Consider the following 24,059-nt stretch of genomic DNA (forward strand, 5'->3'; position numbering starts at 1 on the left):
TTAAAATCTTAATGACAGGCCACCACCCGCGCCGAAGCGGTTGTCGTAACTTCCCATTAACGAAAAATCCCTACTTAAAACAAATTCGAGGCCTACTTGCCAGGTAACCTCTTTTTCAAAATCGGTTCCTGGTTCAAAGTCATTGACCCAACCAAAATCCATTTGATATTCATATTCACCATAGAGGGCCACATTTCTAAAAATCATCGTGGCTGTAGATAATGAAATGGTAGGTCGCAATTTGTTATCGATGCGTAAATCTGAATCGATTAACAGTGGAAGCAAATAGCGTACACCCACGACACCTGTTGTGGAAATCTCATCCATACTATCTTCCATCTCATTTTCCATGTTTACTCCTCCAAACACCCTGAAGTAGCTATTGAGCCAACGTTCATATGTAAACTCAGCTTCCAAGTTTTCGTTCCAACCGTATTCGCCACGAAGGATAAACTGATTGCGAATGTTGGTGGCCGTAAGAAAAAGTTCGCTCAGGTGACTGGCCGTCGTTACCTCGCCCCACGTCCAGATGTGGTCAGCTTCAGTAGTCAAGTTGGAAAGTGGATAGCCCATTAAGCGTTCATCACGAGGGGTATCATAACTGAACACTCTCGCCATACCACTATTCATATGGTAAAGAACGTGGCAATGGAAGAACCAGTCGCCGTACTCAACAGCGTCAAATTCGATAACTACTTTCTGCATCGGTGCGACGTTTACCGTATGTTTCAACGGACTGCGATCACCATTTTCATTCAGCACCCTAAAAAAGTGCCCGTGCAGGTGCATCGGGTGGTGCATCATCGTCATATTGTTAAGTGTAATGCGCACGACTTCGCCCTGATTGATTTTAATCTTATCGGTTTCCGAAAGCGGCACACCGTTGATTGACCAAACGTAGCGGTTCATATTCCCGGTAAGGTTGAACAGCATCTCTCGCACAGGTTTGCCCTCTTCAAACTCGGTAGTGCCGGGAGCTTCTAGATAATGATAGTTGAACTCTGGATTACCACCTGTTTTCATATTATCACCGATCACTTTGTCCTGCGGCACCATATAGCCCATATTCATTCCACCGTCCATTTGCATTTTGTCTTCCTTCAACTTCATATCCTGATGAGCCATTCCGTCGCCCTTCATTTTGGTGGAATCTTTGTCCTTTTTCATCCCATCCATTTGCATTCCATCCATCTTCATGGCATATTTCATCATCTTTTTAATGGAATCGTTTTTTGAAGGATTCAACTTAGCGGCAGGGGCACCCATCTTCATATCCATTGACATGAGTTGCTGCATTTGTTTTATAAGGTCAGGTACGGGTACATCGGGTGCCTTGAAGATATCGCCTGTCCCCATATAGGCGGAAGCCTGTCCGGAACCGTCTTGTGAGGTGACACGGATTTCCAATTTACCGCTTTCGGGAACGGTTACGATAAAGTCATAGGTTTCGGCAACGCCGATAAGGGTTTTATTTTTCTTTACGGGGACTACGTCCAAACCGTCCGCAGAAATCAGCATAGGGTCCTCGCCCCCAAACGTGAGCCAGAAGTAGGTGGCAGCCGCGGCATTTACAAATCGTACACGGACCTTTTCGCCAGGTTTGAAATCGGGATAGTTCTGTTCTGCCCGTCCGTTGATAAAGAACAGGTCATAATAATTGTCAAGTATGGCCATATCGGGCATACGCTGCCACATCATTTTCAGTTTGGCACCAACGGCACCCTTGGCAATAACCTTATCCCAGCTTTGTACCTGGTTTTTCTTGATGAGATACCATTCATTGCCCCGCTTTAAATTTTTAAGCTGCGTTTTAGGATTTTCGTCCATCCAATCGGAAAGGACAAGCACTAAATCTTTATCATATTCCAAATCAGTATCTTTAGGATTGATTTGGATTGAGCCATAAACGCCCCTTTGTTCTTGTAGACCTGTATGTGAATGGTACCAGTAAGTACCTGATTGCTTTAGCGCAAATTTGTATTGTTGGGTTTCGCCCGGTTTTATGGGTGGTGTTGTGAGATAAGGAACGCCATCGTAAAAGTTTGGAAGAATTAAACCGTGCCAATGCACGGAGGTCTCCTCATCCATTTTGTTGGTCACGTTGATAATGGCGAATTCACCTTCGTTAAATTCAAGATTTGGCCCGGGAATACCACCATTTATAGTCATCGCCTTTACATCCTTCCCTGTATAGTTGACCGTTTCGTAACCAATGGTCAAATCATAGACCCGTTCTGGCCAGTTGTCAATGTTTTCTTCAGTGTCGTTCGCTACGAATTGTGCATTGATTGCCAGTGACATCAAAGAAATCAGTAGTGTCGTTATTTTAGTATTCATAGGTGTTAATTTTTAAGTTCACAGTCAATAGAAAATAACCGTTCAGTTGCTCATGCCTTACCCTATGTGATTCTATTTCTAACTTTTTAAGTAATTGATGTTCGACGATTGTATATAGTATCCTTTAATGGATTCGATTTGATTTATCTGGAACTTCAATTGCAGTTCCTGAACATCGAGTACATCATTAAAATCAATAGTTCCCGTTTCGTAACTTTTAATAAGGATTTTTTCTGCTTCGATGGCTTTATCTATATTTCTCTGTTGCACATTAAAGCGTATCCTATTTGCATCCCTTTGGTTGATCGCTTCGCTCAACAAGGTTTTCAGTTTGTTAGTTCTTTCGGCCTTCTGCGCGGTGATTTCCTGTTGCCGCAGCTCATTCTGTTTTGAAATGGATTGATACTTGTTATTGAAAATGGGTATGGACAAGGAAACCATCGGCATTACGATATCCTTTCCGTTATCGCTGAAGTCCATCGCGGGCCGTTCAGCGACAGGTATATAATCGAGTCCAAAACCAAGATCGGGCAATGCCTCTTTTTGATTCAACAGCTCGGATTTTTCTACAGATTCGTACAATTTGTCGTACTTAACAAGTTCCGGATGTAATTGAAGATCTCCTTCTGCAAAAACAGGATCTACTTCGGGTATGGTAAATTCATAATACACATCGACCTGTGTATTTTCCTCCCTGTTGAGCAGATTGTTGAACAAGGTTTGCTCGGCCTGATATTCCTCACTTAAGACTTCTTTGCTTTGTTCCAGTTCATTCTGACGTATCTGTAATCTAAGCACATCTACAGCGGAGGCTTTACCTACTTCGACCGAGGTCAAGGCCAGTCGTTCATAGGTTTCCAATAGTTCGATATTTTCATCGAGCACCTTTTGTTTTGCACGGATTGCAAAGAGGCGATAGTAGGATTGGGAAACGGCCAAGGTCAATTTTCGCTTGGCGATGACCAGATCTTCATATTGTGCATCGGCTAGTGAACTGGCATAATTTTCCCGTGCGGTAATCGTGCCGAACCAAGGGATCATTTGCTTGGCGGAAAACCTTGCCTTTTGGGCACCTGTTCGAGTTTCCGGTTCACTGGCAAAGACTCCCGCACTTATTTCCGTATTAGGAAACGTTTTGACCTCATTGATTTTTTCCGAGGCGATATTGTAGCGCAGTTCATAGGCCTGAATCTCAGGGTTGTTCAATTCGGCCTGCTCAATCAAACTTTCCAACTCCTGTGCATTAATAGCAGCAATGGACATGATTCCTAAAAAGAGCTGTACGTATTTTTTCATTTCGACAATCGTTTTAATTGAAACTCCGCTTTCCAACTGTATAAAACAGGAACCACAAAAAGGGTAATCAGTGCGATAAGCATCCCGCCAAAACTTGGTATCGCCATGGGTATCATAATATCGCTACCACGGCCTGTGGAGGTCAGCACTGGCAGTAAGGCAAGAATTGTCGTTGCCGTGGTCATCAAACAGGGACGGATACGTTTTTCGCCTGCTTCCACTACCGAATCCCGAACGCCCATAAGGGTATCCGGTTTGTTTCTATCGAAAGTCTGTGTCAGATAGGTCGCCATGACTACACCGTCGTCCGTGGCAATACCAAATAAGGCGATGAACCCGACCCAAACGGCGACGCTAAGATTTATAGTGTGCATCTGGAAGAGGTCGCGTAGGTTTTCGCCAAAGAAATTAAAGTTTAAAAACCAATCCTGACCATAAAACCAAATCATCAAAAACCCTCCAGCAAAGGCGACCGCTATACCTGTGAATACCATTAACGATGTACCCACGGAGCGAAATTGGAAATAGAGGATCAGGAAAATAATAGTCAATGCCAAGGGTACCACCACAGACAAAGTTTTTTCAGCCCGTAACTGGTTTTCATAGGTTCCCGTAAAGAGATAGTTGATCCCTTTGGGAACTATCAGTTCGCCGCTATCGATTTTTTCCTGAATCAAGGCCTGGGCGTTTTCGACCACTTCCACTTCCGCGAAACCGTCCAACTTATCGAAGAGTACGTAGCCCACCAAAAAAGTATCCTCACTTTTGATGACCTGTGGCCCTTTTTCGTAGTTGATGGTTACCAGCTCGCTCAAAGGAACGGGATTCCCTTTTTCAACGGGTACATAAATTTCCTTTAGGTCCTGCGGGTTTTCCCTAAGTTCCCTAGGATACCTCACACGAACCCCATAACGTTCCCGGCCTTCAACGGTCTGGGTTAGTACCATGCCACCAACGGCCACCTGTAATACACTTTGTACATCTTCTATGGTAATACCATAACGGGCCAATCGTTCCCTATCGATATCTATCAAGAGATAGGGTTTGCCCACAATCCTATCGGCAAATACCGCTTCGTCCTTGACCCCCTCGGCTTCTTTCAGGATGTCTTCCAATTGAATCCCGAATGCTTCGATTTGCTTTAAATCCTGACCTTTGACCTTGATGCCCATGGGTGCCCGCATTCCTGTCTGTAACATGACCAGTCGGGTTTCGATGGGCTGTAGTTTCGGGGCGGAGGTAACACCTGGGAATTTGGTCACCTTGACAATTTCTTTCCAAATATCGTCGGGCGACTTTATTTCGGGTCGCCAGTTTCGAAAATACTCGCCGTCCTCATCAGGTATCAGGTCTTTTTGCTGTATGGAAAAAGCAGATTTTATCGAAGATTCCTTATAATCCGCATCATCCGTATCGACCTCTAAATTCGGATTGGTCACAAAAGTACCGTCCCTCAGTTCGAACATGCCATCTTCATTTACTTTGTAGCGTTGCCATTTTCTATCTTCATCGAGCATGTATTCCGGTTTGTACTGAATAACATTCTCGTACATGGAAAGTGGAGCGGGATCTAGGGCCGATTCCGTTCTTCCTGATTTACCGACTACAGTCGCTATTTCCGGAATACTGGCCACGGCCATATCGAGTTGCTGAAGTACGCGTTTGTTCTCTTCTACCCCTGCATGTGGCAACGATGTGGGCATCAGAAGGAAGGAACCTTCGTTGAGCGAGGGCATAAATTCCTTTCCGGTATTTCGCATAATCATCACACCGAACACAACTATCGCGGTCGGGACTGAGAGGAAAATAAGTTTGTTGCGCAAGGCCCAACGTAAAATTCGGGTATAATAATTTCTGAAAATCGTAAAGAAACCCAAAAGCCCGAAACAGATAAGACCCACGAATATCAGGTTCCAGAAAATGCTTTTGTCCAACCCCAAGGGCCTCCAGTATTCGGCGAGGACAAAAACAATGGCAAATGCCGAAATGATGATATTGATCAAATTGGCCCGATTATCGGAAATCGTGAATCCCGATGAAATTTTTGAGGCCAATTCGGGATATTTCAAGAGGCCTACCACACCAAAGGCTATCAATATCAACCCTAACAAAGAGCCATAGACAATGGCAAGAATTCCCAAAACGATAAGCACCCCATTGACACCATAGCCCAGCGTATTCTTTACACTCTTTTTACGAAACAGAAATGCTGCAAATGGCGGTATCAAAAATAAAGCGACGATAATGGATGCAGTCAATGCAAAGGTCTTGGTAAAGGCCAGTGGGCGAAAGAGCTTTCCTTCTGCCCCGATCATGGTAAAGACAGGGATAAAGCTGATAATAGTGGTCATTACCGCCGTTAAGATAGCACCCGACACTTCCGCTGTTGCCGTATAAACAACTTTATTGATGGATTCTTTACCATCAGATTCGTCCAAATGCCGTATAATATTCTCGGAGAGGATGACCCCTACATCGACCATGGTGCCAATAGCGATAGCGATACCCGACAGCGCTACGATATTGGCATCCACGCCAAAAAGTTTCATAGCGATAAAGACCATCAGCACTGCAACCGGCAACAGTCCGGAAATCAAAATGGAAGCCCTTAGATTAAAGACCATGACAATAATGACCAAAATGGTAATCAGTATTTCCAGGGTCAGTGCCTCATCGAGGGTTCCAAGTGTTTCTTGAATCAACTCGGTTCTATCATAAAACGGGACAATGGTCAATTGCGATGTTGTCCCGTCGCTAAGTTCTTTTGAAGGAAGCCCCGCACTGAGTTCGTCTATTTGGTCTTTAACATTGTTGATGACTTCCATGGGGTTTGCACCGTAGCGGGCCACGACCACGCCACCAACGACTTCGGCACCTTCCTTATCCAATATTCCCCTTCGGGTAGCTGGGCCATGTGCTACCCTGGCAATATCCCCAATACGTATCGAGGTAAAATCGCTCGAAGTAACCACGGCGTTCTCTAAATCGGACAATGATTTGACATAACCCAGCCCGCGAATCAGATATTCGGCCTGATTGATTTCCAAGGTTTGCGCACCGATGTCCCTGTTGCTCTGTTTTACGGCTTTTACGACTTGTTGCAGACTGATACCGTACTGCTTCATCAATTCCGGGTTTACATCGACTTGATATTCCAGAACGTAACCGCCAATGGAAGCCACCTCGGAAACCCCACTCGCCGAAGAAAGGGCATATTTCACATAGAAATCCTGTATGCTGCGAAGTTCCTGCAGATCCCAACCTCCGGTAACATTGCCATCCTTATCACGGCCTTCGAGCGTATACCAAAAAATTTGGCCCAATCCCGTTGCATCGGGCCCCAGAGCCGGGTTGACACCTTCCGGTAACAATCCTGCCGGTAGTGAATTCAATTTCTCAAGGATACGGCTACGGCTCCAATAGAACTCAATATCCTCCTCAAAAATGATATAGATACTCGAAAAGCCGAACATGGAGGAACTACGGATGGTCTTTACGCCGGGAATGCCCAATAAAGATGTGGTCAATGGGTAGGTTATCTGATCTTCGATATCCTGTGGGGACCGACCGTCCCACTTCGTAAATACGATTTGCTGATTTTCCCCAATATCGGGAATGGCATCAACAGCAACCGGATTTCTGGGTAGTGCGCCGGTATTCCATTCAAAAGGTGCATTTACGATTCCCCAGCCTACAAAAAGGGCGAGCAGCAAAACCGCTACCAATTTATTTTCTATGAGAAACTTTATGCTTTTATTTAGCATGATTAGGATAATTAAGTAATTGGAAATTCAAGTTGACAAAACCAACAAAAACCAACTTGACCCTAACAATAAATAATATGTTGGGCCTAAATTGTCAATTACTTAAAAATCAAATCAGAAAGGTCTGATCCAGAACTTGGATGTCCCGTATCAGTGGTGGGGGGGAATAATCCTTAAAAGGAACGATTTTCGTATCAAATCCTTCGTAAAGGTTTATGAAAGAATATAGAAATGATACTACAAAGACTTGTTGCTCATCGTTGAGATTTTCATATGAAATCTTTAAATCATCTTGGCCAGCAATGGCTAGTGTTTGATCCTCGCAGCAACCTTTATTTCCTATAAGGTGGTAATGTGAATCTTTGGATTGTTGCATCTCCATTCCACAAGACTCCGCTTTACCGAAAAAAGAGAAATCCACCAAAACATCGCCGCAATAATGCCGATCAACGGCAAAGGAGAACGTCGATAACAGCACTAAAAGTGCCATTATAGATGACGATATTTTGCAAAATCTTTTTTTCATTAGGTATGTAAATCTACAAAAACTTTAACACTTTTTTTCTGTTTAACATATTTTACGACATCTTCATCTGACATAACCAGCATAGTTTGTCCAAATTAATCCGATCTGAGTTCCATTAGCAATTGGTCCAACTCGTTAAAAGTCTGGAGGTTTGGCCATGATCAAAACCTGCCGACTCAAAATCCTTGTGTATAAACCTGCCATTGTTTTGTGACAAAGCCCCTTTCTGAAAGTCCAGGTCTACAGTAAAATAATTCCCTTGGTAACGAGAGACCCGTCTGACCACCATCTTTAGAGCAACAATTCAAACAAGTGAAAAACAAGAGCAAAAGCCGGCCCTGCACCTAAGTTCTGCAAATAACATTTTGTTCCTTAATATCGCTTTTATGATATTGAATGTTTATATGTGCCCTTTTCCTGTGCTTGAATCAGTAATTCCAAGCGATTTGCTGCGCTTTCCAAGATATTGCTAGTGAGAAACTATACCAAAGACATTGTTTAATTCGTAATTACGAATCTTTTAGTCTTAAACATGACCAATATCATATTTTTGTTTAGCCCTCCTGGTTATTTTTAAAAGCGAATTCTTAACGGATTTAAATGCAAAAATTTGAAAAACAAACAATTACAGTCATATTCAAATCAAAGTTATATGAAATAGGCTAAACAAAAACAATTAGCATTAAGAATTGAAGCGAATTTGTACTAAAATATTATCCATATTTCTCACGTGTACGGTATTATTTACCACCACGTCTTTTACGGCGAATATGCATTTTTGCTGTAGCAAGTTGGTGAGCTTATCTGTGACTGGTGAGGCAAAACCATGTGATGAAAAGCTTCAAAAACCAGAAAATACCACGAAGAAATGTTCTTTGGAGCAAAAAGATTGCTGTAGTACTGATTCTTTTATCAACATTGGTAATGATGATTTAAGGAAGGTTTCATCTGAGCTTGATTCGCATGCTTTTGTCTTTTTAAAAGCATTTTTCCACTCCTATTTTAGTCTATTTCAAGAACTTGAGCTTAAAACAGTTTCCGTTATAAACCATGATCCTCCCTAGATCGAACGGGACATACTCATACTTCACGAAGTTTTCTTGATTTGATTTTTATTTAAGCGGATTAACAATCTGTGCTTCCCATTGCCAACAGCCCATTGTTTGGTTATCTACTGTCGCGTCCATTTTCTGGCGACACCCTTTTTCGACCTGTATTTTATCAGAGAATCAATCCTCCGATTGATTTATTGCTCAGTTATGAACACGAACATTTTCATACATGGAATCCACTAGAGTTTATTGGGTTATGAATATGGTCTGTAGTCGGTGCCTAAAAGTCATAAAGCAAGAATTGCGTGATTTGGGAATTCCGGTATTGTCCCTTGAATTAGGGAAACTTACGGTAAAGGCCCAAGAAATATCAATTGCCGAAGTAGACCGAGAAGTGATGGATGTCCTCCATTCCAACGGCTTTGAAATAGCCAAAAGTGAAGAAGAGATGATAGTCGAGCAAATAAAGATTGCTTTGATATCATTGGTTTCCGATGTTCCCTTTGATATAAAGGAAAATATTTCGGACTATCTGACAAAATCGTTGCATAGAGCCTACAAAGTGCTGAGCAAAAAATTTTCAAAAAATGAAAATACCACTATAGAAAAATATTTCATCAAGTTGAAAATTGAAAAGGTAAAAGAGCTCATACAGTTGCGGCAGCATACCTTTTCTGATATCGCTTATATGCTCGATTACAGCAGTGTTAACCACTTATCCAGACAGTTCAAGGAAATCATGGGCATGAGCATGACCGATTACAAGAATAGCCAAGTGTGGCAACGGGGCTTTCTTGACGAAATTATATAGATAAAAAAGAATATTATGAAGTTATAACTGACCCATAAAAAATAGTTTTAACTCAACAACCTAATTGATTCAAAATATGAAAATAACTAAAACATTATCAGGACCTATTACGCTTACGGTGCTTCTACTTCTCTTGGCGATACCGAGCGTGAATTCACAAGAAAAATGGGAAGCGCCCGAAAGTGCGGATAAATTGACTAACCCCTTGAAAAATGATGCCTCTGCTGTTGCCAATGGCAAAAGAACTTACAAAATGCTTTGTGTGATTTGCCATGGCGCAAAAGGAAAGGGAGACGGCATGGGAGGAGCAGGCCTAACTCCGAAACCTACCGATTTGACCAATACGGATGTGCAGGCCCAGACCGACGGAGCTCTTTTCTGGAAGTTAACCGAAGGGCGTTCACCCATGGCCTCTTATAAAAGTGCATTGCCGGAAAAGAAAAGATGGGAATTGATTAACTATATCAGAACCTTAAAAAAATGAAAAAGCTACTAGTATTTATGACCATTTTGGCGTTTGGGTCTTCAGCATTTGGACAGACCTACAACACCTTTGAACCGAGTAAGACCCAATTTATGCTGCGTGGTTACGGCCACACGGGGTTCGAATATATGGATTCGGGCGACGAATCAGAATCTACTTTTCTGGGATCGGCTTTCGCTCCTATATTCCTATACAAACACTCTGACAGATTGATGTTCGAGGCTGAACTGGAGTTTGTGTTGGAAGGGAATGAATTAGAAACCGGTTTGGAATATGCAGATGTCATGTACGTGCTCAACAAGAACATGACCGTTCGGGCTGGGAAATTTCTTTTGCCCTTCGGCACATTCATCGAAAGGTTGCATCCCGCGTGGATAAACAGATTGCCCAATGCCCCCTTGGGCTACGGACACGATGGCATAGCACCCTCCTCGGGTATCGGTGTAGAGCTTAGGGGGGCATTTGATTTAGGTGGCCCCAAATTAAACTATTCAGTGTACTCGACCAACGGCCCAAGAATAAAAGATGGATCTGAAGAACCGGAAGAAGCAGGTATTTTGGAATTTGCGAACTATGAGGATACCAATTTGGCCAAAGCTTTTGGTGGCCGAATCGGGTTGTTGCCTTTTTCAGATTCTTCTACTGAAATTGGTTTTTCAGCCTATTCAACCAGCGGCACAGGGGAAGAGGGTTCAGAATTCGAGGACATTGGTGCTTTTTTGTATGCCCTGGATTTTTCCTTGGTGAAACAAATACCGGGATTGAGTGGCATAGTGGATGTAAAAGCACAATATAACAGTTCCAACGTGGATACGGCCACATTTATCGAAATGCATGAAGATGGTGATTTAGAAGAATATTCTTTTGACAATCAAAGTAACTCCTTTTATGCCCAACTGAGCTATAGGCCCACAATGGCCAGCAGTGACTTCGTGAAAAAATTGGAGCTTGTTGGAAGGTACTCAGACTTTAACGCACCTGAAGGCGCTGAGTGGGAAGAGAAATCAACACAATATGCCTTCGGACTCAACTATTGGTTGAGCTGGCGGTCGGTAGTGAAGCTTAGTTATCAGACCACAGAAACTGAAGGAGGCCATGATGGAGATGGAATCACCAATACAAACGGTTTGTTTTTGCATTGGGCCATAGGATTTTAATTAAATCATAAAAATTAGAGAAATGAAAACAGTGTATAAATTATCAATCGCTTTGGGGCTCATGGTTGCATTTGGACTGACGGTCGTCGCCTGTTCATCGACCAAGGACAAAAATACCGATGTGCCAGCTGATTCAGTGGTAGAAGCTTCCGAAGAATTTAGTATAGAGAAATCCGGGGCACAACTATGGGGAGAGACCTGTAACCGCTGTCACATTGCCCCGTCGCCGGCTGATTACAACGATACGGACTGGGAAACTATAAGCTTACATATGCGGGTGAGGGCAAACCTGACCGAACACGAAAGTAAAAAAATAGAAGAGTTTCTTAAGTCAGCTAATTGATGGATGGAAATGCTCCCATAGCCGCTGGGCCATTTTGGTTATGGGAGCAAAATTCCAAGCATAATAAAGGAATATCACCTAAGGACACTTACATATTAATTATAAAAATTAGAACCAATGAAAACAGTATCACTAATGCTCTCTATGATTGCGTTCATAGCTCTAGGGAGCTGTAACCAAAGTGTAGATGCCAACGCACTACTTGAAAATACCGAAACAAGAACTGAAATCATGAACACAATAGTAGGCAATCATAGTTATATGACCGAATTTATGGATGCCATGCAGAATAATGACCATGCTATGCAAATGATGCAGGGCAATACTAAAATGATGGGAAACATGATGCAGGCAGACGGTATGCAGATGATGATGAAAGACAGTGTGATGATGAAGAACATGATGCAAAATATGATGAAGGACGGAAAGATGATGGGCGACATGATGCAAATGATGCACGAAAAAGGGATCATGAGCAAAGACTGTATGGAATCTTGTATGAAAATGATGGGAGACAAGGGAATGGACACGAAGGGAATGATGGGTAACATGCCATCGGGATCTTCCAATGCCGATCACTCTGAAAATCACTAAAGTTTAATTTAAATGAATACAGAACCATGAAAAATCACTGGTTATGGATGGTCATCGGATGTGGCCTACCCCTATTGCTTATTTTTTTGCTCCCGTATTCGGAATCAAAGGCAACCTGACCCTATTCACTTTTATCGTTATCATGTTTGCTGTGCATTTGTTAATGCCAATGCGACACGGTGGCCACAGTCATGGTCTAACAGAGGATAATCTGAAAAGGAAAAGTGAAGAAAAACAGGACAAGGACAAAGAACAGCACCACCATTGAAAACGAAAGACTTATGAAAAAGAGGTTTCAAATAGACGGGATAAGTTGTGGAGGTTGTATCACAAGGATCAAGAAGGTTTTGGAAGGCCATGAGGCTATAGATGAAGCGAAAATATTCTTGAATCCAAAAGGAGTTGCTAAAATCAATATGAACGAGAATCTTTCAATAAATGATTTGCAGAAACAACTCGATCAGCTTGACGGTTACACAATAACTGAAATAGAATAAATAAGTATTAACATTTAAAACAAAAAAACTATGCATTATTTCGATGGACACTGGGGCGGTATGCACTTTATATGGTGGATCATATGGTTGATCCTATTAATCTGGATATTCTTTGTCCCATACGACATCCCCTATCGGAAAAACGAGAACGAGAACCCAAACGATATTCTTAAAAAGCGATTTGCCAAAGGCGAAATCTCGAAAGAAGAATATGAGGAATCAAAGAAAGTTTTGGAATCTGATAAATAACAAAAAACGAAAATCATGAATCGAATCAACATAAAAAAATTAGGCTTTGCCATGGGGCTTACAGGAGCATTGGTATATCTGGGTTGTATAGTAGTAATGTTAACAGCCGGCCGTGAGGGAACAATAGATTTCTTCAACAGTTTGCTGCACGGGTTGGACACTACAAGTATCATTAGAATGGATGTCCCCCTTTGGGAAGCGGCCATAGGCATTGTCCAAACTTTTATCATAGGGTGGCTGATCGGAGCACTTATAGCGGCATTTTATAATGTACAGTTAAAAAACAGAAGAGTGTGAAAAAAATAGCAGTAGTTGGATATGGAGTCATCGGAAAAAGAGTGGCCGATGCCGTTAATGTACAAGAGGATATGGACCTTTTCGGGGTCTGCGACATCATTAGCGATTGGCGCATACAGACCGCCTTGGAAAAAGGTTTTGCAGTATTTGCCGCAACCAAGGAAGCAAATGAAAAAATGCGATCGGAGGGAATATGCGTTGCAGGTTCTATGCAAGAGCTATTGGAACGGGTTGATCTGGTTGTGGATTGTACCCCCAAAAAGATTGCGGCTAAAAATGTTGAAACCTAGAGGGAAAAAGGAATCAAATTTATCCTTCAAGGAGGGGAAAAACATGAAACCACAGGCCATTCCTTTAGTGCAGAGAACAATTATGAATCGGCCGTAGGTTTAGATTCTACAAGAGTGGTTTCATGCAATACCACATCCATCTTAAGAACACTGACCACTCTAAAAAGAGCCGATTTGCTCAATTATGCAAGGGGTACTCTGTTAAGACGTGCCACTGACCCCTGGGAAAGCCATTTGGGCGGCATTATGAATACGATGGTGCCCGAAAAGGAAATCCCGAGCCACCAAGGTCCGGATGCACAAAGTGTGGATCCCGATCTCGGTGTAATCACATCGGCGGTAAAAGTACCCCAAACTTTGAGCCATATGCACTACTGGAACGTAAAGCTAAAGAAAAATGCATCCAAAGAGGAAGTACTAGCTGCCCTTAAAACGTCGACCCGTATCAAATTGATACACTACGATCAAGGGCTGGTCTCGAACAACACCATTAAGGAAATGTATCTGGATATGGGACGGCCTTGGGGCGATATGTACGAAGTGGCCCTGTGGGAAGACATGCTCAAAGTCGTGGGCGACGAACTGTTCTATGCCTATGTGGTGGATAATCAGGCCATCGTAATTCCTGAGACCATTGATGCTATACGGGCATTGACAGGTATCGAAAATGATGGTCAAAAATCCATCGTCAAAACCAATAAAAGTTTGGGAATTAATTAAAAATAGAGATGACATTTGAAGAAATAAAGGAACATTTAGGGGACACGGCATCTTTCTACCTGGAACATGTAAGTAATAAGATTACCAAGGATGAATTGCAGTTACCAGAAAAACACGTTGTGGACAAGGTATTCGTCAACACTGATCGTAATACTCGGGTCCTCGGAAGCCTTTCACAACTTTATGGTCACGGAAATCTTGCTGGCACAGGATATCTCAGCATTCTTCCTGTCGATCAGGGTATTGAACATAGCGCCGCTTTTTCCTTCTATAAAAATCCTGACTATTTTGATCCTGAGAACATCATAAAATTGGCTATCGAAGCAGGCTGCAACGGAGTGGCCTCGACTTTCGGGGGCTTGGCCCTTTACGCACGGAAATATGCGCATAAAGTTCCGTTTATCGTAAAAATAAATCACAACGAGCTCCTGACCTATCCCACCAAATATGACCAAACCCTCTTCGGTACTGTGAAGGAAGCTTGGAATATGGGTGCCGTGGCAGTCGGCGCGACCATTTATTTCGGTTCCGATGAAAGTAATCGGCAGTTGAAGGAAATCTCCGAGGCATTTGCGGAGGTGCACAGTCTTGGGATGGCCACCATTCTCTGGTGTTACACCCGAAACGAAGCTTTCGAAACCGATACAGAAGATTATCATTCATCGGCCGATTTGTCAGGGCAGGCCAATCATCTTGAGGTTACTATACAGGCGGATATTATCAAGCAAAAGTTGCCAACTACCAATTTTGGATTCAAAAACATTGGATTCGGCAAATACGAAGATGCCATGTATGAAACCTTGACCACGGAACATCCCATTGACCTATGTAGGTTACAAGTGGCAAATTGCTATATGGGAAAAATCGGGTTGATCAACTCGGGAGATGGCTCCAAGGGAGAATCCGACCTGACTGAAGCGATCATTACGGCTGTCGTCAACAAACGGGCCGGAGGCTCCGGTCTGATCTTAGGAAGAAAGGCTTTTCAGCGGCCGTTCAAAGAGGGGGTAGAACTGTTACGTGGCGTACAGGGCGTTTATTTAGAGAAGAAAGTAACCATAGCATAATGGATAATCAAGAATGTTCGATACGGAAATAAAATCACTGAAATCCCTTAACCACTACCTGCAAAAATTGGTGGAAGATAGGTTATGGCTAAAAGTCATCATTGCACTGTTCCTTGGGGTCGGTCTCGGACTGTTGTTAAGTCCCCAAAATGGTTGGATAACCAAAAGCACTGCCGATGTTCTTGGCAATTGGTTGGCCCTACCTGGCATGCTCTTTCTTAAATTGGTACAGATGATCATGATACCCTTGATCGTTGCCTCTATCATTACAGGTATAGCAAGTAATGACAAAGAGAATCTGAAAAAGCTAGGTGGTGGGGTGCTCTTATATTTTATTTCCACAACAATTATTTCGGTAACTATAGGTACGATCCTTGCCTTAATCTTTCGCCCTGGCAAGTATCTACATCAACAAGCCGTTGCGGATCATGAAGAGGCTTTGACCAGTAATGCCGAAAGCACCGAGCTGTCATTCGGCTTGAACGATATCCCCACTGCTATAACAAATTTGTTGCCCGACAATCCCTTGGCATCCATGGTAAGCGGCGAAATGTTGAGTATTGTCATTTTTACTATTATAATAGGTGTTGCCGTATTGTCCCTTCCCGACGACTTGCTAAAACCTGTAAAATTATTATTGAGTGCCATTCAGGAAATCTGTATGACCGTGGTCAAGTGGGCCATGTTACTGGTTCCCGTTGCCGTTTTCGGCTTGATGGCGCAACTGACTTCTAGCGTTGGTCTAAATTCCCTTTCAGGTCTGGGCTTTTATGTGCTCGTCGTCTTGATAGGGCTATTGTTGTTGGTCATAATTTACCTGATAGGTGTAAGCCTTTTGGGCAAGGGAAATCCGTTACGGTTTTTACGTAAGATCAGGGATGTGCAACTGCTGGCCTTCTCGACCACAAGTTCCGCGGCGGTAATGCCACTCTCCCTCAAAACTGCGGAAGAAGAACTAAAGGTTGATCCTACAATCAGTAATTTCATAATCCCTATCGGAGCCACCGTAAATATGGACGGCACGGCGCTTTACCAGACCATAACCACCCTCTTTATTGCCCAAGCATACGGACTGGAAATGGGCCTTTTGAATGTCATCGTGGTGGTGGTTACCATCGTTGCGGCGTCTATAGGGACACCTGCAATACCCGGAGGGGGCGTTGTGATTTTAGCTTCCGTACTATCCGGTGCAGGCATACCGGCAGAAGGAATAATCATCATAATAGGGGTGGAACGGTTGCTTGGAATGTTTCGGACGGCAGTAAACGTTACCGGCGATCTTACGGCCTGTATGGTATTCAATCGATTTTATGGAAATATGCCCATCACAGGCTCAGATAAAGTACTAAAAACACAAGAAGAGTGTTCCACTGTTTAAAAACCAGAATATGAAAAGATCGACCGATGACGTGAACGTTAACAACCAAGATTGAACTATGGACACAAATATTAAACATGTTGGGGCATTTATCTCGGTATGCGATTCCCCTGGAATGAATGCAGCAATTTACCCAACCATCTTTACAAGCTTCTTCACCCGCTATGAAAACCTGAAGCAACTTGCTTGCTTTTGCGGGGCAGCCCCCTTTGAGTATACCTACGGGACCAGCCCTCAAAAGTGGGCCAAAACACACCATATGGAAAACCGCGTCTTAAAAAGGCAATTCCACATGTGTGCCCTCTCTGCAATCAATCACGACCCGGAATTAAGGGAATACTACCAACGAAAAGCAGCCGAGGGAAAGAATAAAATGCTGGAGATAAATAATGTTCGGAATAAACTAATCCTGAGGAACTGTACCGTGATGAAGCGTCAAAAACCCTAGGTTCGGGAAGCTGCGTTATGATCAGAATTAGGTTTTGACTGATTCATGGAAATCCGGCTGACACAACATTGACAATTATTGCCGAAACTATCATACACAACTTAAATTGTTTCGAGAAGTGCAACGCTTTTTTAATGAAATGACAGGCAAAAAGGCGACAACGCATATCATAAAGATCAAACATATACTACCTAATAATAATAACAATGAAAAATATACTAGTACCCACAGATTTCTCTGAAAACTGCACTAAAGCTGCGAAACTCGGAATAGACATGGCCAAACTTTTTGATGCCGAGATTCATTTTTTCCATTTGATACAGACCCCTGTTGATTGGGTAAAGCTGGAGAAGGAAAAGGAAAAACGGCATCCTGAAACCTTGAAAAAAATCGGCAGTGCAAAATCCGCTTTACGCGAGCTGGAAAAGAAGGCAGAACAGGAACATTTGAAATGTCAAACCTTCCTTCAATATCAAGTAGGAACCAAGCATATTATAAAACATTCGGGGCATTTTGACCATGATTTCATTATCACGGGCAGTAGCGGCACTAAGGGTGCTGTACGTGAATTGTTGGGTAGTTACGTGGAAGAGATCGTCAGAAAATCGGATGTTCCGGTAATCGTGGTCAAGGAGGACGAGGTTGCTTTCCCTTTTAAAAATATCGTATTTGTTTCTGATTTTGAAGAGGATGTAAGTCAAGCATTTAAGCATGTTATTTCCATTGCAAAAAAATGCAATGCACATATCCATCTATTGCGCGTCAATACGAAAACGGATACCAATAGTATTCAAGCAGGACTAAAACCTATCCAAACATTTGTTGAAAAGTTTCCAGGCCTGAAACATTATTCCATGTTCGTCAATAACGAACCCTCTGTAGAGGTGGGAATCAATACCTTCTTAACGTATGAACCGGCGGATTTAATTGCCATGTGTACGCACGGGAATACGGGTTTCTTAAACTTATTTTCCAAAAGTATCGCTGAGGGTGTAGCCAATCATTCCACACTTCCGGTAATGACAATACGCATTTAGGAATGGGAGTAATACAGGTTAAAAAATATTCGGGCGAAATGGAGGCATTTGATATGAATAAACTTGTCAACTCCCTAAGACGTTCTCAGGTCGATGAAAGTCTTGTACAGCAAATCGCCCATGAAGTAGAAGGAAATATTGAGGATGGAATGACCACAAAAAAAATCTATCAAATGGCCTTCAGGATGCTAAAAAGCAGGGCAAGGGTAAGTGCGTCGCGATATAAGCTAAAAAAGGCCTTAATGGAACTTGGGCCATCCGGTTACCCCTTTGAAAAATTTGTTGGCAAAGTATTGCAGTATGAAGGCTTTGAGGTAGAAGTAGGGGTACTCGTCAAAGGCGATTGTGTACAGCATGAAGTGGACGTGATTGCCCAAAAAGGGAATAGGCACTATATGATAGAGTGTAAATATCACAGCGACCAAGGCCGGTTTTGCAATGTGAAAATCCCGCTCTACATCCAATCTAGATTTTTGGATGTTCAAAAGCAATGGGAAAAGCAAGAAGGTCACAAAAACAAATCACACCAAGGCGGTGTTTACACCAATACCCGATTTACAAGTGATGCCACACATTATGGAAACTGTGTCGGGTTAATGCTGACCAGTTGGGATTATCCCAAAGGAAAAGCACTAAAGAATAGAATAGACACAGCTGGCCTGCATCCCTTAACCTCACTGACCACGATTACCAAATCGGAGAAATCGAAATTGTTGGAACATGGAATTGTACTTTGTAGGGAAATAAAGGACAATCCCGATGTGTTGAAAAAAGTTGGGATTGATGGGGCCAGACGAAAAAAGATTCTAGCCGATTCGCAAAGTCTATGCGAAACCCATCAACCAAACACTTGAATTATGACCGAAAGAACTATTAATATCCATTTTTTAGGAGCGGCTGGTACTGTTACTGGTTCCAAATATCTTCTGGACACAGGGGACAGAAAAATACTTATCGATTGCGGTCTGTTTCAGGGGCTCAAAGAACTACGCTTAAAAAACTGGGAATATCCACCTGTAAACGTCACCGAAATTGATGCCGTATTGCTTACCCATGGCCATTTGGACCATACCGGCTATCTGCCAAGGTTGGTAAAGCAAGGTTTCAAAGGGCCTATTTATGGCACCTATCCCACTTTGGACATCGCCAAGATTATATTGAACGATAGTGCCAAAATACAGGAACAAGAGGCCGAACGTGCCAATAAGGGAGGGTATTCAAAGCACAGTCCCGCAGAACCGCTGTACGATTTAAAAGATGTTGAAAAGACCATTCCGTATTTCAAGGGAATACCACTCAACCAGTGGCTTCCCATTTTAAAAAATGTAAAAGCAAGATTTCAGTATAACGGACATATTCTCGGAGCAACCTATATTGAATTGGATGTGCAGGACAAACGATTTGTCTTTTCAGGGGATATTGGTAGAACAAACGATTTGCTCTTATATCCACCTGCTAAACCAAAAAGAGCCGACGTGCTGTTTATGGAATCAACCTATGGCGGTAGGTTCCATCCCGAAGAGACGGAAGCGCTTCCCGAAATTGAAAAATTGGTCAACGAAACCGTTTCAAGGGGCGGTAGCCTTTTTATACCAAGTTTTTCGGTTGAACGCGCCCAATTGATGATGTTGATATTCTGGAGGCTATTAAAAGAAACCAAAATTCCGAAAGTCCCCATGATAATGGACAGCCCAATGGGTGCCAATGTCTTGGAACTATTTCACAGAACACGTGACTGGCATAGGTTGGAAGATGACGAGTGTGACAAAATGTGCTCCCACTTTACCGTTGTTAGCAGCTACCGTGAAACTATGGAACTGAGAAGTGATGACAAACCAAAAATTGTCATTGCCGGAAGCGGAATGCTCACAGGCGGCAGAATGTTGAACTATCTGGAAACCCAGGCACAAAACCCCGATAACACTTTACTCTTTGTTGGCTATCAAGCGGAAGGTACCCGTGGAAGAAAATTATTGGAAGGAGAAAAGGAAATAAAAGTGTATGGAAAGACTGTATCCTTCAAAATGCAAGTGGCCGAGATTGAAGGTCTTTCGGCCCATGCAGACCATGCCGAATTGTTGGATTGGTTGAGTGATATAAAGATTCAGCCAGAAAAAATATTTATCGTTCATGGCGAAAGAGAAGGGGCCGAGGCCTTAAAACAGGGAATCAAGGAAATCTATGACTGGGATAGTGAAGTTCCCCAACTCTATGGTATCGAAGAGTTAAAGTAGGTAAGAAATTACGAAAGAATAACATGGAAATGGAAGAAAAATCAAACATCCTCAAATATAAATCGCTAGGTATTTACACGCAAAATGAAAACGTTGTGTATATGCGAGAAGATTGTCATGTCTGTATTTCAGAAGGGTTTGAGGCATTGACCCGTATAAGGGTATCGAACATGAGCTCCTCGATAATTGCAAGTCTGCATATCATTACTTCAGAAGTTCTTAGGCAGGGCGAAATAGGGCTGTCACAAATAGCAGCAAAAAAACTCAAAGTATGGGACGGCGAAACGTTATACGTGTCCCATTTGGAACCCATAGAATCATTGAGCTTTGTAAGGGCAAAAATTTATAATCAAAAGCTCGGTTATACAGCTTACAAGGACATCATCACGGATATCATCGAAGGCGATTATTCCAATATCCACTTATCGGCATTTATTACGGCCTGTGCAGGCGACCGAATGGATATCGATGAAATCTCGGACCTTACCAAGGCGATGATATCCTCGGGAAAACAACTGGATTGGAAGAAGGAAATAGTGGTTGACAAACACTGTATCGGGGGATTACCGGGCAATAGAACTACGCCTATCGTTGTCGCAATTGCCGCCGCTTACGGGCTGACCATGCCCAAAACTTCCTCACGGGCCATTACTTCTCCAGCGGGTACGGCCGATACTATGGAAGTATTGACGAATGTTACCCTTTCTGGCGAAGAAATCAAACGTGTCGTGGAACAGGAAGGCGGCTGTTTGGTATGGGGCGGTACGGCACAATTAAGCCCAGCGGACGATATTCTCATTAAGGTGGAAAAAGCCTTGGATATTGATAGCGAAGGTCAACTGATTGCCTCGGTATTGTCTAAAAAAGCGGCTGCAGGTGCTACCCATGTGGTAATCGACATTCCTGTTGGGAAAACGGCCAAGGTGCGCAGTGAAGAGGCCGTGCAAAAACTCAAGGAACATATGGAAGCCGTAGGCAATGCAGTAGGGCTTAAAATAAAGGTGGTCATTACCGATGGCAGCCAGCCCGTGGGCAGGGGTATCGGCCCTAATTTAGAGGCGGTTGATGTGCTAAGTGTTTTGCAGAATAAGAGGGATGCGCCACAAGACCTAAAAGAACGAGGATTATTGTTGGCGGGGCACCTCTTGGAGCTATCGGAAAAAGTGGAAACAGGAAAAGGCCTTGATACAGCGAAAGAATTGTTGGAAAGCGGAAAGGCTTATCAAAAATTCGAGGCCATCTGCAAGGCCCAAGGAAGATTTTCAAAAACCTATGTTGCCCCTTACCAATTTGAGATGCATGCACCTAAACGTGGTAAGGTCAAAAAAATAAACAATCGAAAGATTGCAAAACTCGCAAAATTGTCGGGAGCACCACAATCCAAATTGGCGGGCATTTCGATGAACGTCCGGTTGGGCGATGAGATAGAAAAGGGGGGATTGCTCTATATACTCCACGCAGAAACAAATGGGGAACTGAACTATGCCTTGGAATATTATGAGAATCATGATGATATAATTACAATCCAATAAAAAGAACTTATGCAAACGATATTATTTAGCCTTCCCGGCAACCAAGAATTAACGGAACTCCTAGCAAAGAAAATGAATGCCGAAATCGGGGAATGTGCGATACGAAAATTTCCTGATGGCGAGTCCTATACTCGCATTCTGTCCGATGTAAAAGGAAAATGTGTGGTATTGGTCTGTACCCTTCACGAACCTGATGTAAAGTTGTTGCCTCTTTACTTTTTGAGCCATACGGCCAAATCATTGGGGGCAATGTGTACCTGTTTGGTGGCACCCTATTTGGCTTATATGCGCCAAGACAAGGTTTTTAACGATGGTGAGGGGGTTTCCTCCACCTATTTTGGAAAATTGATTTCGGGCTTTGCCGATAGTATCACGACCGTCGATCCCCATTTGCATCGCATAAGTTCTTTAGGCGAGGTATATGATATTCCGAATAGGGTTATCCATGCCGCGGATGCCATCTCCAAATACATCAATGAAAATATACACAATCCGGTATTAATAGGCCCTGATTCCGAAAGCGAGCAATGGGTTTCCGATGTAGCCAAAAAAGCCGAAGTTCCATTTACCGTATTGCAAAAGGTGCGCCATGGTGATCGTGATGTTGAAGTTTCCGTACCCAATGTAGCGAAATATAAAGTATCCACTCCAGTCCTGGTGGATGATATCATATCTACGGCTCAGACAATGATAGAAACCACGGAACATTTGAAGAATGCCGGAATGAAACCGGCGATATGCATCGGAATCCATGCTGTTTTTTCCGGAAACGCCTATCAAGACCTTTGGGATGCCCATGTGAAAGATATCATTACTTGCAACACCATACCACACCAATCGAACGGTATTGACCTAAGTGATGTCATAGCCCAGGAAGTAACTGAACTGATGTACCATACATGAAAAGTACCATTTACATTTTGACCGTTTTATTGTCATCTTTTTTAGTACAGGCACAAGAAGAAATGCTTATAGGCCAACTCGCCGACAGATTGGTGGTGCGGGAAAATTATGATGAAAATGGAGTTTTTCGCAATAAGCAAACCTTTCAGGCGGGAGGGTTAATAGAAACGGATGGATATTATGAAATTGAGGTAGAAACCGAATTCTTTGATGAAAACGGGAATTCAACGGATAAATACTCCACCACCTATCGCTGTCGGCCAGAAGCATCGAGTGTTATGGTAATGGCATTTCCATTTTCAAATCGAAAATCGAAAGAAACCGAAATAAACACCAGTTCCAAAAATTTCAAAGATTTATACAACATGGACAGTTTGAAAAATGTTGAACTTGAAATTAGTTTTGATTCGGGATTACTGGATTTTTTCGGCTCAAAAAGTAAAATCTACATTTTTGACCGAAAGCTTAATCCTAAAACAAAAGACATTCAAATCAATTCAAAACTTACGGTGAAAGCCTATTCGTGGGGCATACGCATAAAGGAACTTGAATATTCAGTTCTTGAAAAACTATCGAAAAAAGGGCTGTTGTCCTATCAAAAATTTGTAGAAAACGACGGAAGCTATTTTACGATAATCTATAAATAATAGCAAAGAAAATGAAGAGTTACGATACACTTTCAGAGGCGATAAACGCACTTCAAAATAGGGGATATACCTATAACTTTAATCTAAATCCCCATTGTTTGGAATGTGCCGCCCTAAAATTGGAAATACATCCCGAAAATTTTAAGGTGGATGAAATGCACCGCTTTGAAGGAATGAGCAGTACCGATGACAACAGCATTCTGTATGCAATTTCATCCAAAGATGGAATTAAGGGCACCCTAGTCGATGCCTATGGGGTATATGCACAGAACATTTCCGAAGAAATGCGAAAAAAACTACGATAACACTTCAATAAAGAACATGGAAAATCACGAGCATCACAAACACGATCATAGTAAAAGAAGTAAGGGTTCCGCAAAGGAAAAGGCAGTGGAT

26 protein-coding genes are annotated in these 24,059 nt (G+C 42.6%); 22 read left to right on the plus strand and 4 right to left on the minus strand.

Features of this window, described 5'->3' with window-relative positions; genetic code table 11:
• From RB2501_RS01420 to RB2501_RS01435, 4 genes are all read right to left on the minus strand, one after another.
• Positions 1 to 2,337, minus strand: a complete 2,337-nt coding sequence (locus RB2501_RS01420) for a multicopper oxidase domain-containing protein (RefSeq protein ID WP_015752933.1) — start codon at positions 2,335 to 2,337, stop codon at positions 1 to 3.
• Between the two features lie 78 nt (positions 2,338 to 2,415).
• Positions 2,416 to 3,633, minus strand: a complete 1,218-nt coding sequence (locus RB2501_RS01425; RefSeq protein WP_015752934.1) for a TolC family protein — start codon at positions 3,631 to 3,633, stop codon at positions 2,416 to 2,418.
• Complete coding sequence (locus RB2501_RS01430) at positions 3,630 to 7,397, minus strand: efflux RND transporter permease subunit (protein ID WP_015752935.1); 3,768 nt, start codon at positions 7,395 to 7,397, stop codon at positions 3,630 to 3,632. The genes RB2501_RS01425 and RB2501_RS01430 overlap by 4 nt, the downstream gene beginning before the upstream one ends.
• A 109-nt stretch (positions 7,398 to 7,506) precedes the next feature.
• The gene (locus tag RB2501_RS01435) at positions 7,507 to 7,923 is read right to left on the minus strand and encodes an HYC_CC_PP family protein (RefSeq protein WP_041326887.1); all 417 of its coding nucleotides are present in this window, start codon (positions 7,921 to 7,923) and stop codon (positions 7,507 to 7,509) included.
• A gap of 689 nt (positions 7,924 to 8,612) precedes the next feature.
• On the opposite strand from RB2501_RS01435, the gene RB2501_RS16535 reads away from it, so the two are divergent.
• From RB2501_RS16535 to RB2501_RS01535, 22 genes are all read left to right on the plus strand, one after another.
• On the plus strand, positions 8,613 to 8,987 hold the full coding sequence (locus RB2501_RS16535) for an HYC_CC_PP family protein (RefSeq protein ID WP_407918603.1): 375 nt from the start codon (positions 8,613 to 8,615) through the stop codon (positions 8,985 to 8,987).
• A 217-nt stretch (positions 8,988 to 9,204) separates the two neighbouring features.
• Positions 9,205 to 9,786: a helix-turn-helix domain-containing protein gene (locus tag RB2501_RS01440; RefSeq protein WP_041326888.1), complete on the plus strand. Its 582-nt coding sequence runs from the start codon at positions 9,205 to 9,207 to the stop codon at positions 9,784 to 9,786.
• 76 nt (positions 9,787 to 9,862) lie between these two features.
• Positions 9,863 to 10,270, plus strand: coding sequence for a c-type cytochrome (locus tag RB2501_RS01445; protein ID WP_015752938.1), 408 nt, complete (start codon positions 9,863 to 9,865; stop codon positions 10,268 to 10,270).
• Positions 10,267 to 11,427, plus strand: coding sequence for a porin family protein (locus RB2501_RS01450; RefSeq protein ID WP_015752939.1), 1,161 nt, complete (start codon positions 10,267 to 10,269; stop codon positions 11,425 to 11,427). The genes RB2501_RS01445 and RB2501_RS01450 overlap by 4 nt, the downstream gene beginning before the upstream one ends.
• Before the next feature lie 22 nt (positions 11,428 to 11,449).
• On the plus strand, positions 11,450 to 11,770 hold the full coding sequence (locus tag RB2501_RS01455; protein WP_015752940.1) for a hypothetical protein: 321 nt from the start codon (positions 11,450 to 11,452) through the stop codon (positions 11,768 to 11,770).
• Positions 11,771 to 11,887: 117 nt separating this feature from the next.
• Positions 11,888 to 12,364 (plus strand): hypothetical protein, encoded by a 477-nt coding sequence (locus tag RB2501_RS01460; protein WP_041326889.1) that lies wholly within the window; start codon positions 11,888 to 11,890, stop codon positions 12,362 to 12,364.
• A gap of 43 nt (positions 12,365 to 12,407) precedes the next feature.
• Positions 12,408 to 12,632 carry a hypothetical protein gene (locus tag RB2501_RS01465; protein WP_015752942.1) on the plus strand — a complete coding sequence of 75 codons (225 nt, stop codon included), beginning with the start codon at positions 12,408 to 12,410 and terminating at the stop codon, positions 12,630 to 12,632.
• Between the two features lie 13 nt (positions 12,633 to 12,645).
• The gene (locus tag RB2501_RS01470; RefSeq protein WP_015752943.1) at positions 12,646 to 12,861 is read left to right on the plus strand and encodes a heavy-metal-associated domain-containing protein; all 216 of its coding nucleotides are present in this window, start codon (positions 12,646 to 12,648) and stop codon (positions 12,859 to 12,861) included.
• Between the two features lie 60 nt (positions 12,862 to 12,921).
• Positions 12,922 to 13,110: an SHOCT domain-containing protein gene (locus RB2501_RS01475; RefSeq protein ID WP_015752944.1), complete on the plus strand. Its 189-nt coding sequence runs from the start codon at positions 12,922 to 12,924 to the stop codon at positions 13,108 to 13,110.
• 15 nt (positions 13,111 to 13,125) lie between these two features.
• A complete protein-coding gene (locus RB2501_RS01480) occupies positions 13,126 to 13,407 on the plus strand; it encodes a DUF5676 family membrane protein (protein WP_015752945.1) in 282 nt (93 codons plus the stop codon).
• Entirely contained in the window at positions 13,404 to 13,697 is a 294-nt protein-coding gene (locus tag RB2501_RS16360; RefSeq protein WP_238528089.1) for a hypothetical protein, read from the plus strand. The genes RB2501_RS01480 and RB2501_RS16360 overlap by 4 nt, the downstream gene beginning before the upstream one ends.
• A 21-nt stretch (positions 13,698 to 13,718) precedes the next feature.
• Positions 13,719 to 14,417 (plus strand): type II glyceraldehyde-3-phosphate dehydrogenase, encoded by a 699-nt coding sequence (locus tag RB2501_RS01485; protein ID WP_238528126.1) that lies wholly within the window; start codon positions 13,719 to 13,721, stop codon positions 14,415 to 14,417.
• 8 nt (positions 14,418 to 14,425) lie between these two features.
• Positions 14,426 to 15,484, plus strand: a complete 1,059-nt coding sequence (locus tag RB2501_RS01490) for a class I fructose-bisphosphate aldolase (RefSeq protein WP_015752946.1) — start codon at positions 14,426 to 14,428, stop codon at positions 15,482 to 15,484.
• A 13-nt stretch (positions 15,485 to 15,497) separates the two neighbouring features.
• Positions 15,498 to 16,862 (plus strand): dicarboxylate/amino acid:cation symporter, encoded by a 1,365-nt coding sequence (locus tag RB2501_RS01495; protein ID WP_015752947.1) that lies wholly within the window; start codon positions 15,498 to 15,500, stop codon positions 16,860 to 16,862.
• A gap of 58 nt (positions 16,863 to 16,920) precedes the next feature.
• Positions 16,921 to 17,310 (plus strand): transposase, encoded by a 390-nt coding sequence (locus RB2501_RS01500; RefSeq protein ID WP_083760666.1) that lies wholly within the window; start codon positions 16,921 to 16,923, stop codon positions 17,308 to 17,310.
• A gap of 206 nt (positions 17,311 to 17,516) precedes the next feature.
• Positions 17,517 to 18,347 (plus strand): universal stress protein, encoded by an 831-nt coding sequence (locus RB2501_RS01505; RefSeq protein ID WP_041326891.1) that lies wholly within the window; start codon positions 17,517 to 17,519, stop codon positions 18,345 to 18,347.
• A 2-nt stretch (positions 18,348 to 18,349) separates the two neighbouring features.
• Complete coding sequence (locus tag RB2501_RS01510) at positions 18,350 to 19,201, plus strand: ATP cone domain-containing protein (protein ID WP_015752950.1); 852 nt, start codon at positions 18,350 to 18,352, stop codon at positions 19,199 to 19,201.
• A 3-nt stretch (positions 19,202 to 19,204) separates the two neighbouring features.
• Positions 19,205 to 20,581: an MBL fold metallo-hydrolase RNA specificity domain-containing protein gene (locus RB2501_RS01515; protein ID WP_015752951.1), complete on the plus strand. Its 1,377-nt coding sequence runs from the start codon at positions 19,205 to 19,207 to the stop codon at positions 20,579 to 20,581.
• Positions 20,582 to 20,604: 23 nt separating this feature from the next.
• On the plus strand, positions 20,605 to 22,113 hold the full coding sequence (locus RB2501_RS01520; RefSeq protein ID WP_238528090.1) for a thymidine phosphorylase family protein: 1,509 nt from the start codon (positions 20,605 to 20,607) through the stop codon (positions 22,111 to 22,113).
• Between the two features lie 9 nt (positions 22,114 to 22,122).
• Positions 22,123 to 23,016, plus strand: a complete 894-nt coding sequence (locus RB2501_RS01525; protein ID WP_015752953.1) for a ribose-phosphate pyrophosphokinase — start codon at positions 22,123 to 22,125, stop codon at positions 23,014 to 23,016.
• A complete protein-coding gene (locus RB2501_RS01530; RefSeq protein ID WP_041326892.1) occupies positions 23,013 to 23,663 on the plus strand; it encodes a hypothetical protein in 651 nt (216 codons plus the stop codon). The genes RB2501_RS01525 and RB2501_RS01530 overlap by 4 nt, the downstream gene beginning before the upstream one ends.
• Positions 23,664 to 23,674: 11 nt before the next feature.
• On the plus strand, positions 23,675 to 23,968 hold the full coding sequence (locus RB2501_RS01535) for a hypothetical protein (RefSeq protein ID WP_015752955.1): 294 nt from the start codon (positions 23,675 to 23,677) through the stop codon (positions 23,966 to 23,968).
• The last annotated feature ends 91 nt before the right edge of the window (positions 23,969 to 24,059 follow it).

The organism is Robiginitalea biformata HTCC2501 (genome assembly GCF_000024125.1).
Taxonomy (GTDB): domain Bacteria; phylum Bacteroidota; class Bacteroidia; order Flavobacteriales; family Flavobacteriaceae; genus Robiginitalea; species Robiginitalea biformata.

Excerpts from the sequence above, each read along its gene's own strand:
- RB2501_RS01490 (WP_015752946.1), top strand. The coding sequence starts at position 14,426 with ATGACATTTGAAGAAATAAAGGAACATTTAGGGGACACGGCATCTTTC.
- RB2501_RS01480 (WP_015752945.1), top strand. The coding sequence starts at position 13,126 with ATGAATCGAATCAACATAAAAAAATTAGGCTTTGCCATGGGGCTTACA.
- RB2501_RS01445 (WP_015752938.1), top strand. The coding sequence starts at position 9,863 with ATGAAAATAACTAAAACATTATCAGGACCTATTACGCTTACGGTGCTT.
- RB2501_RS01495 (WP_015752947.1), top strand. The coding sequence starts at position 15,498 with ATGTTCGATACGGAAATAAAATCACTGAAATCCCTTAACCACTACCTG.
- RB2501_RS01450 (WP_015752939.1), top strand. The coding sequence starts at position 10,267 with ATGAAAAAGCTACTAGTATTTATGACCATTTTGGCGTTTGGGTCTTCA.
- RB2501_RS01440 (WP_041326888.1), top strand. The coding sequence starts at position 9,205 with ATGGAATCCACTAGAGTTTATTGGGTTATGAATATGGTCTGTAGTCGG.
- RB2501_RS01465 (WP_015752942.1), top strand. The coding sequence starts at position 12,408 with ATGGATGGTCATCGGATGTGGCCTACCCCTATTGCTTATTTTTTTGCT.
- RB2501_RS01525 (WP_015752953.1), top strand. The coding sequence starts at position 22,123 with ATGCAAACGATATTATTTAGCCTTCCCGGCAACCAAGAATTAACGGAA.
- RB2501_RS01425 (WP_015752934.1), bottom strand. The coding sequence starts at position 3,633 with ATGAAAAAATACGTACAGCTCTTTTTAGGAATCATGTCCATTGCTGCT.
- RB2501_RS01455 (WP_015752940.1), top strand. The coding sequence starts at position 11,450 with ATGAAAACAGTGTATAAATTATCAATCGCTTTGGGGCTCATGGTTGCA.
- RB2501_RS01460 (WP_041326889.1), top strand. The coding sequence starts at position 11,888 with ATGAAAACAGTATCACTAATGCTCTCTATGATTGCGTTCATAGCTCTA.
- RB2501_RS01520 (WP_238528090.1), top strand. The coding sequence starts at position 20,605 with ATGGAAATGGAAGAAAAATCAAACATCCTCAAATATAAATCGCTAGGT.
- RB2501_RS01500 (WP_083760666.1), top strand. The coding sequence starts at position 16,921 with ATGGACACAAATATTAAACATGTTGGGGCATTTATCTCGGTATGCGAT.
- RB2501_RS01420 (WP_015752933.1), bottom strand. The coding sequence starts at position 2,337 with ATGAATACTAAAATAACGACACTACTGATTTCTTTGATGTCACTGGCA.
- RB2501_RS01470 (WP_015752943.1), top strand. The coding sequence starts at position 12,646 with ATGAAAAAGAGGTTTCAAATAGACGGGATAAGTTGTGGAGGTTGTATC.
- RB2501_RS01510 (WP_015752950.1), top strand. The coding sequence starts at position 18,350 with ATGGGAGTAATACAGGTTAAAAAATATTCGGGCGAAATGGAGGCATTT.
- RB2501_RS01435 (WP_041326887.1), bottom strand. The coding sequence starts at position 7,923 with ATGAAAAAAAGATTTTGCAAAATATCGTCATCTATAATGGCACTTTTA.
- RB2501_RS01535 (WP_015752955.1), top strand. The coding sequence starts at position 23,675 with ATGAAGAGTTACGATACACTTTCAGAGGCGATAAACGCACTTCAAAAT.
- RB2501_RS01530 (WP_041326892.1), top strand. The coding sequence starts at position 23,013 with ATGAAAAGTACCATTTACATTTTGACCGTTTTATTGTCATCTTTTTTA.
- RB2501_RS01515 (WP_015752951.1), top strand. The coding sequence starts at position 19,205 with ATGACCGAAAGAACTATTAATATCCATTTTTTAGGAGCGGCTGGTACT.
- RB2501_RS01475 (WP_015752944.1), top strand. The coding sequence starts at position 12,922 with ATGCACTTTATATGGTGGATCATATGGTTGATCCTATTAATCTGGATA.
- RB2501_RS01430 (WP_015752935.1), bottom strand. The coding sequence starts at position 7,397 with ATGCTAAATAAAAGCATAAAGTTTCTCATAGAAAATAAATTGGTAGCG.
- RB2501_RS01505 (WP_041326891.1), top strand. The coding sequence starts at position 17,517 with ATGAAAAATATACTAGTACCCACAGATTTCTCTGAAAACTGCACTAAA.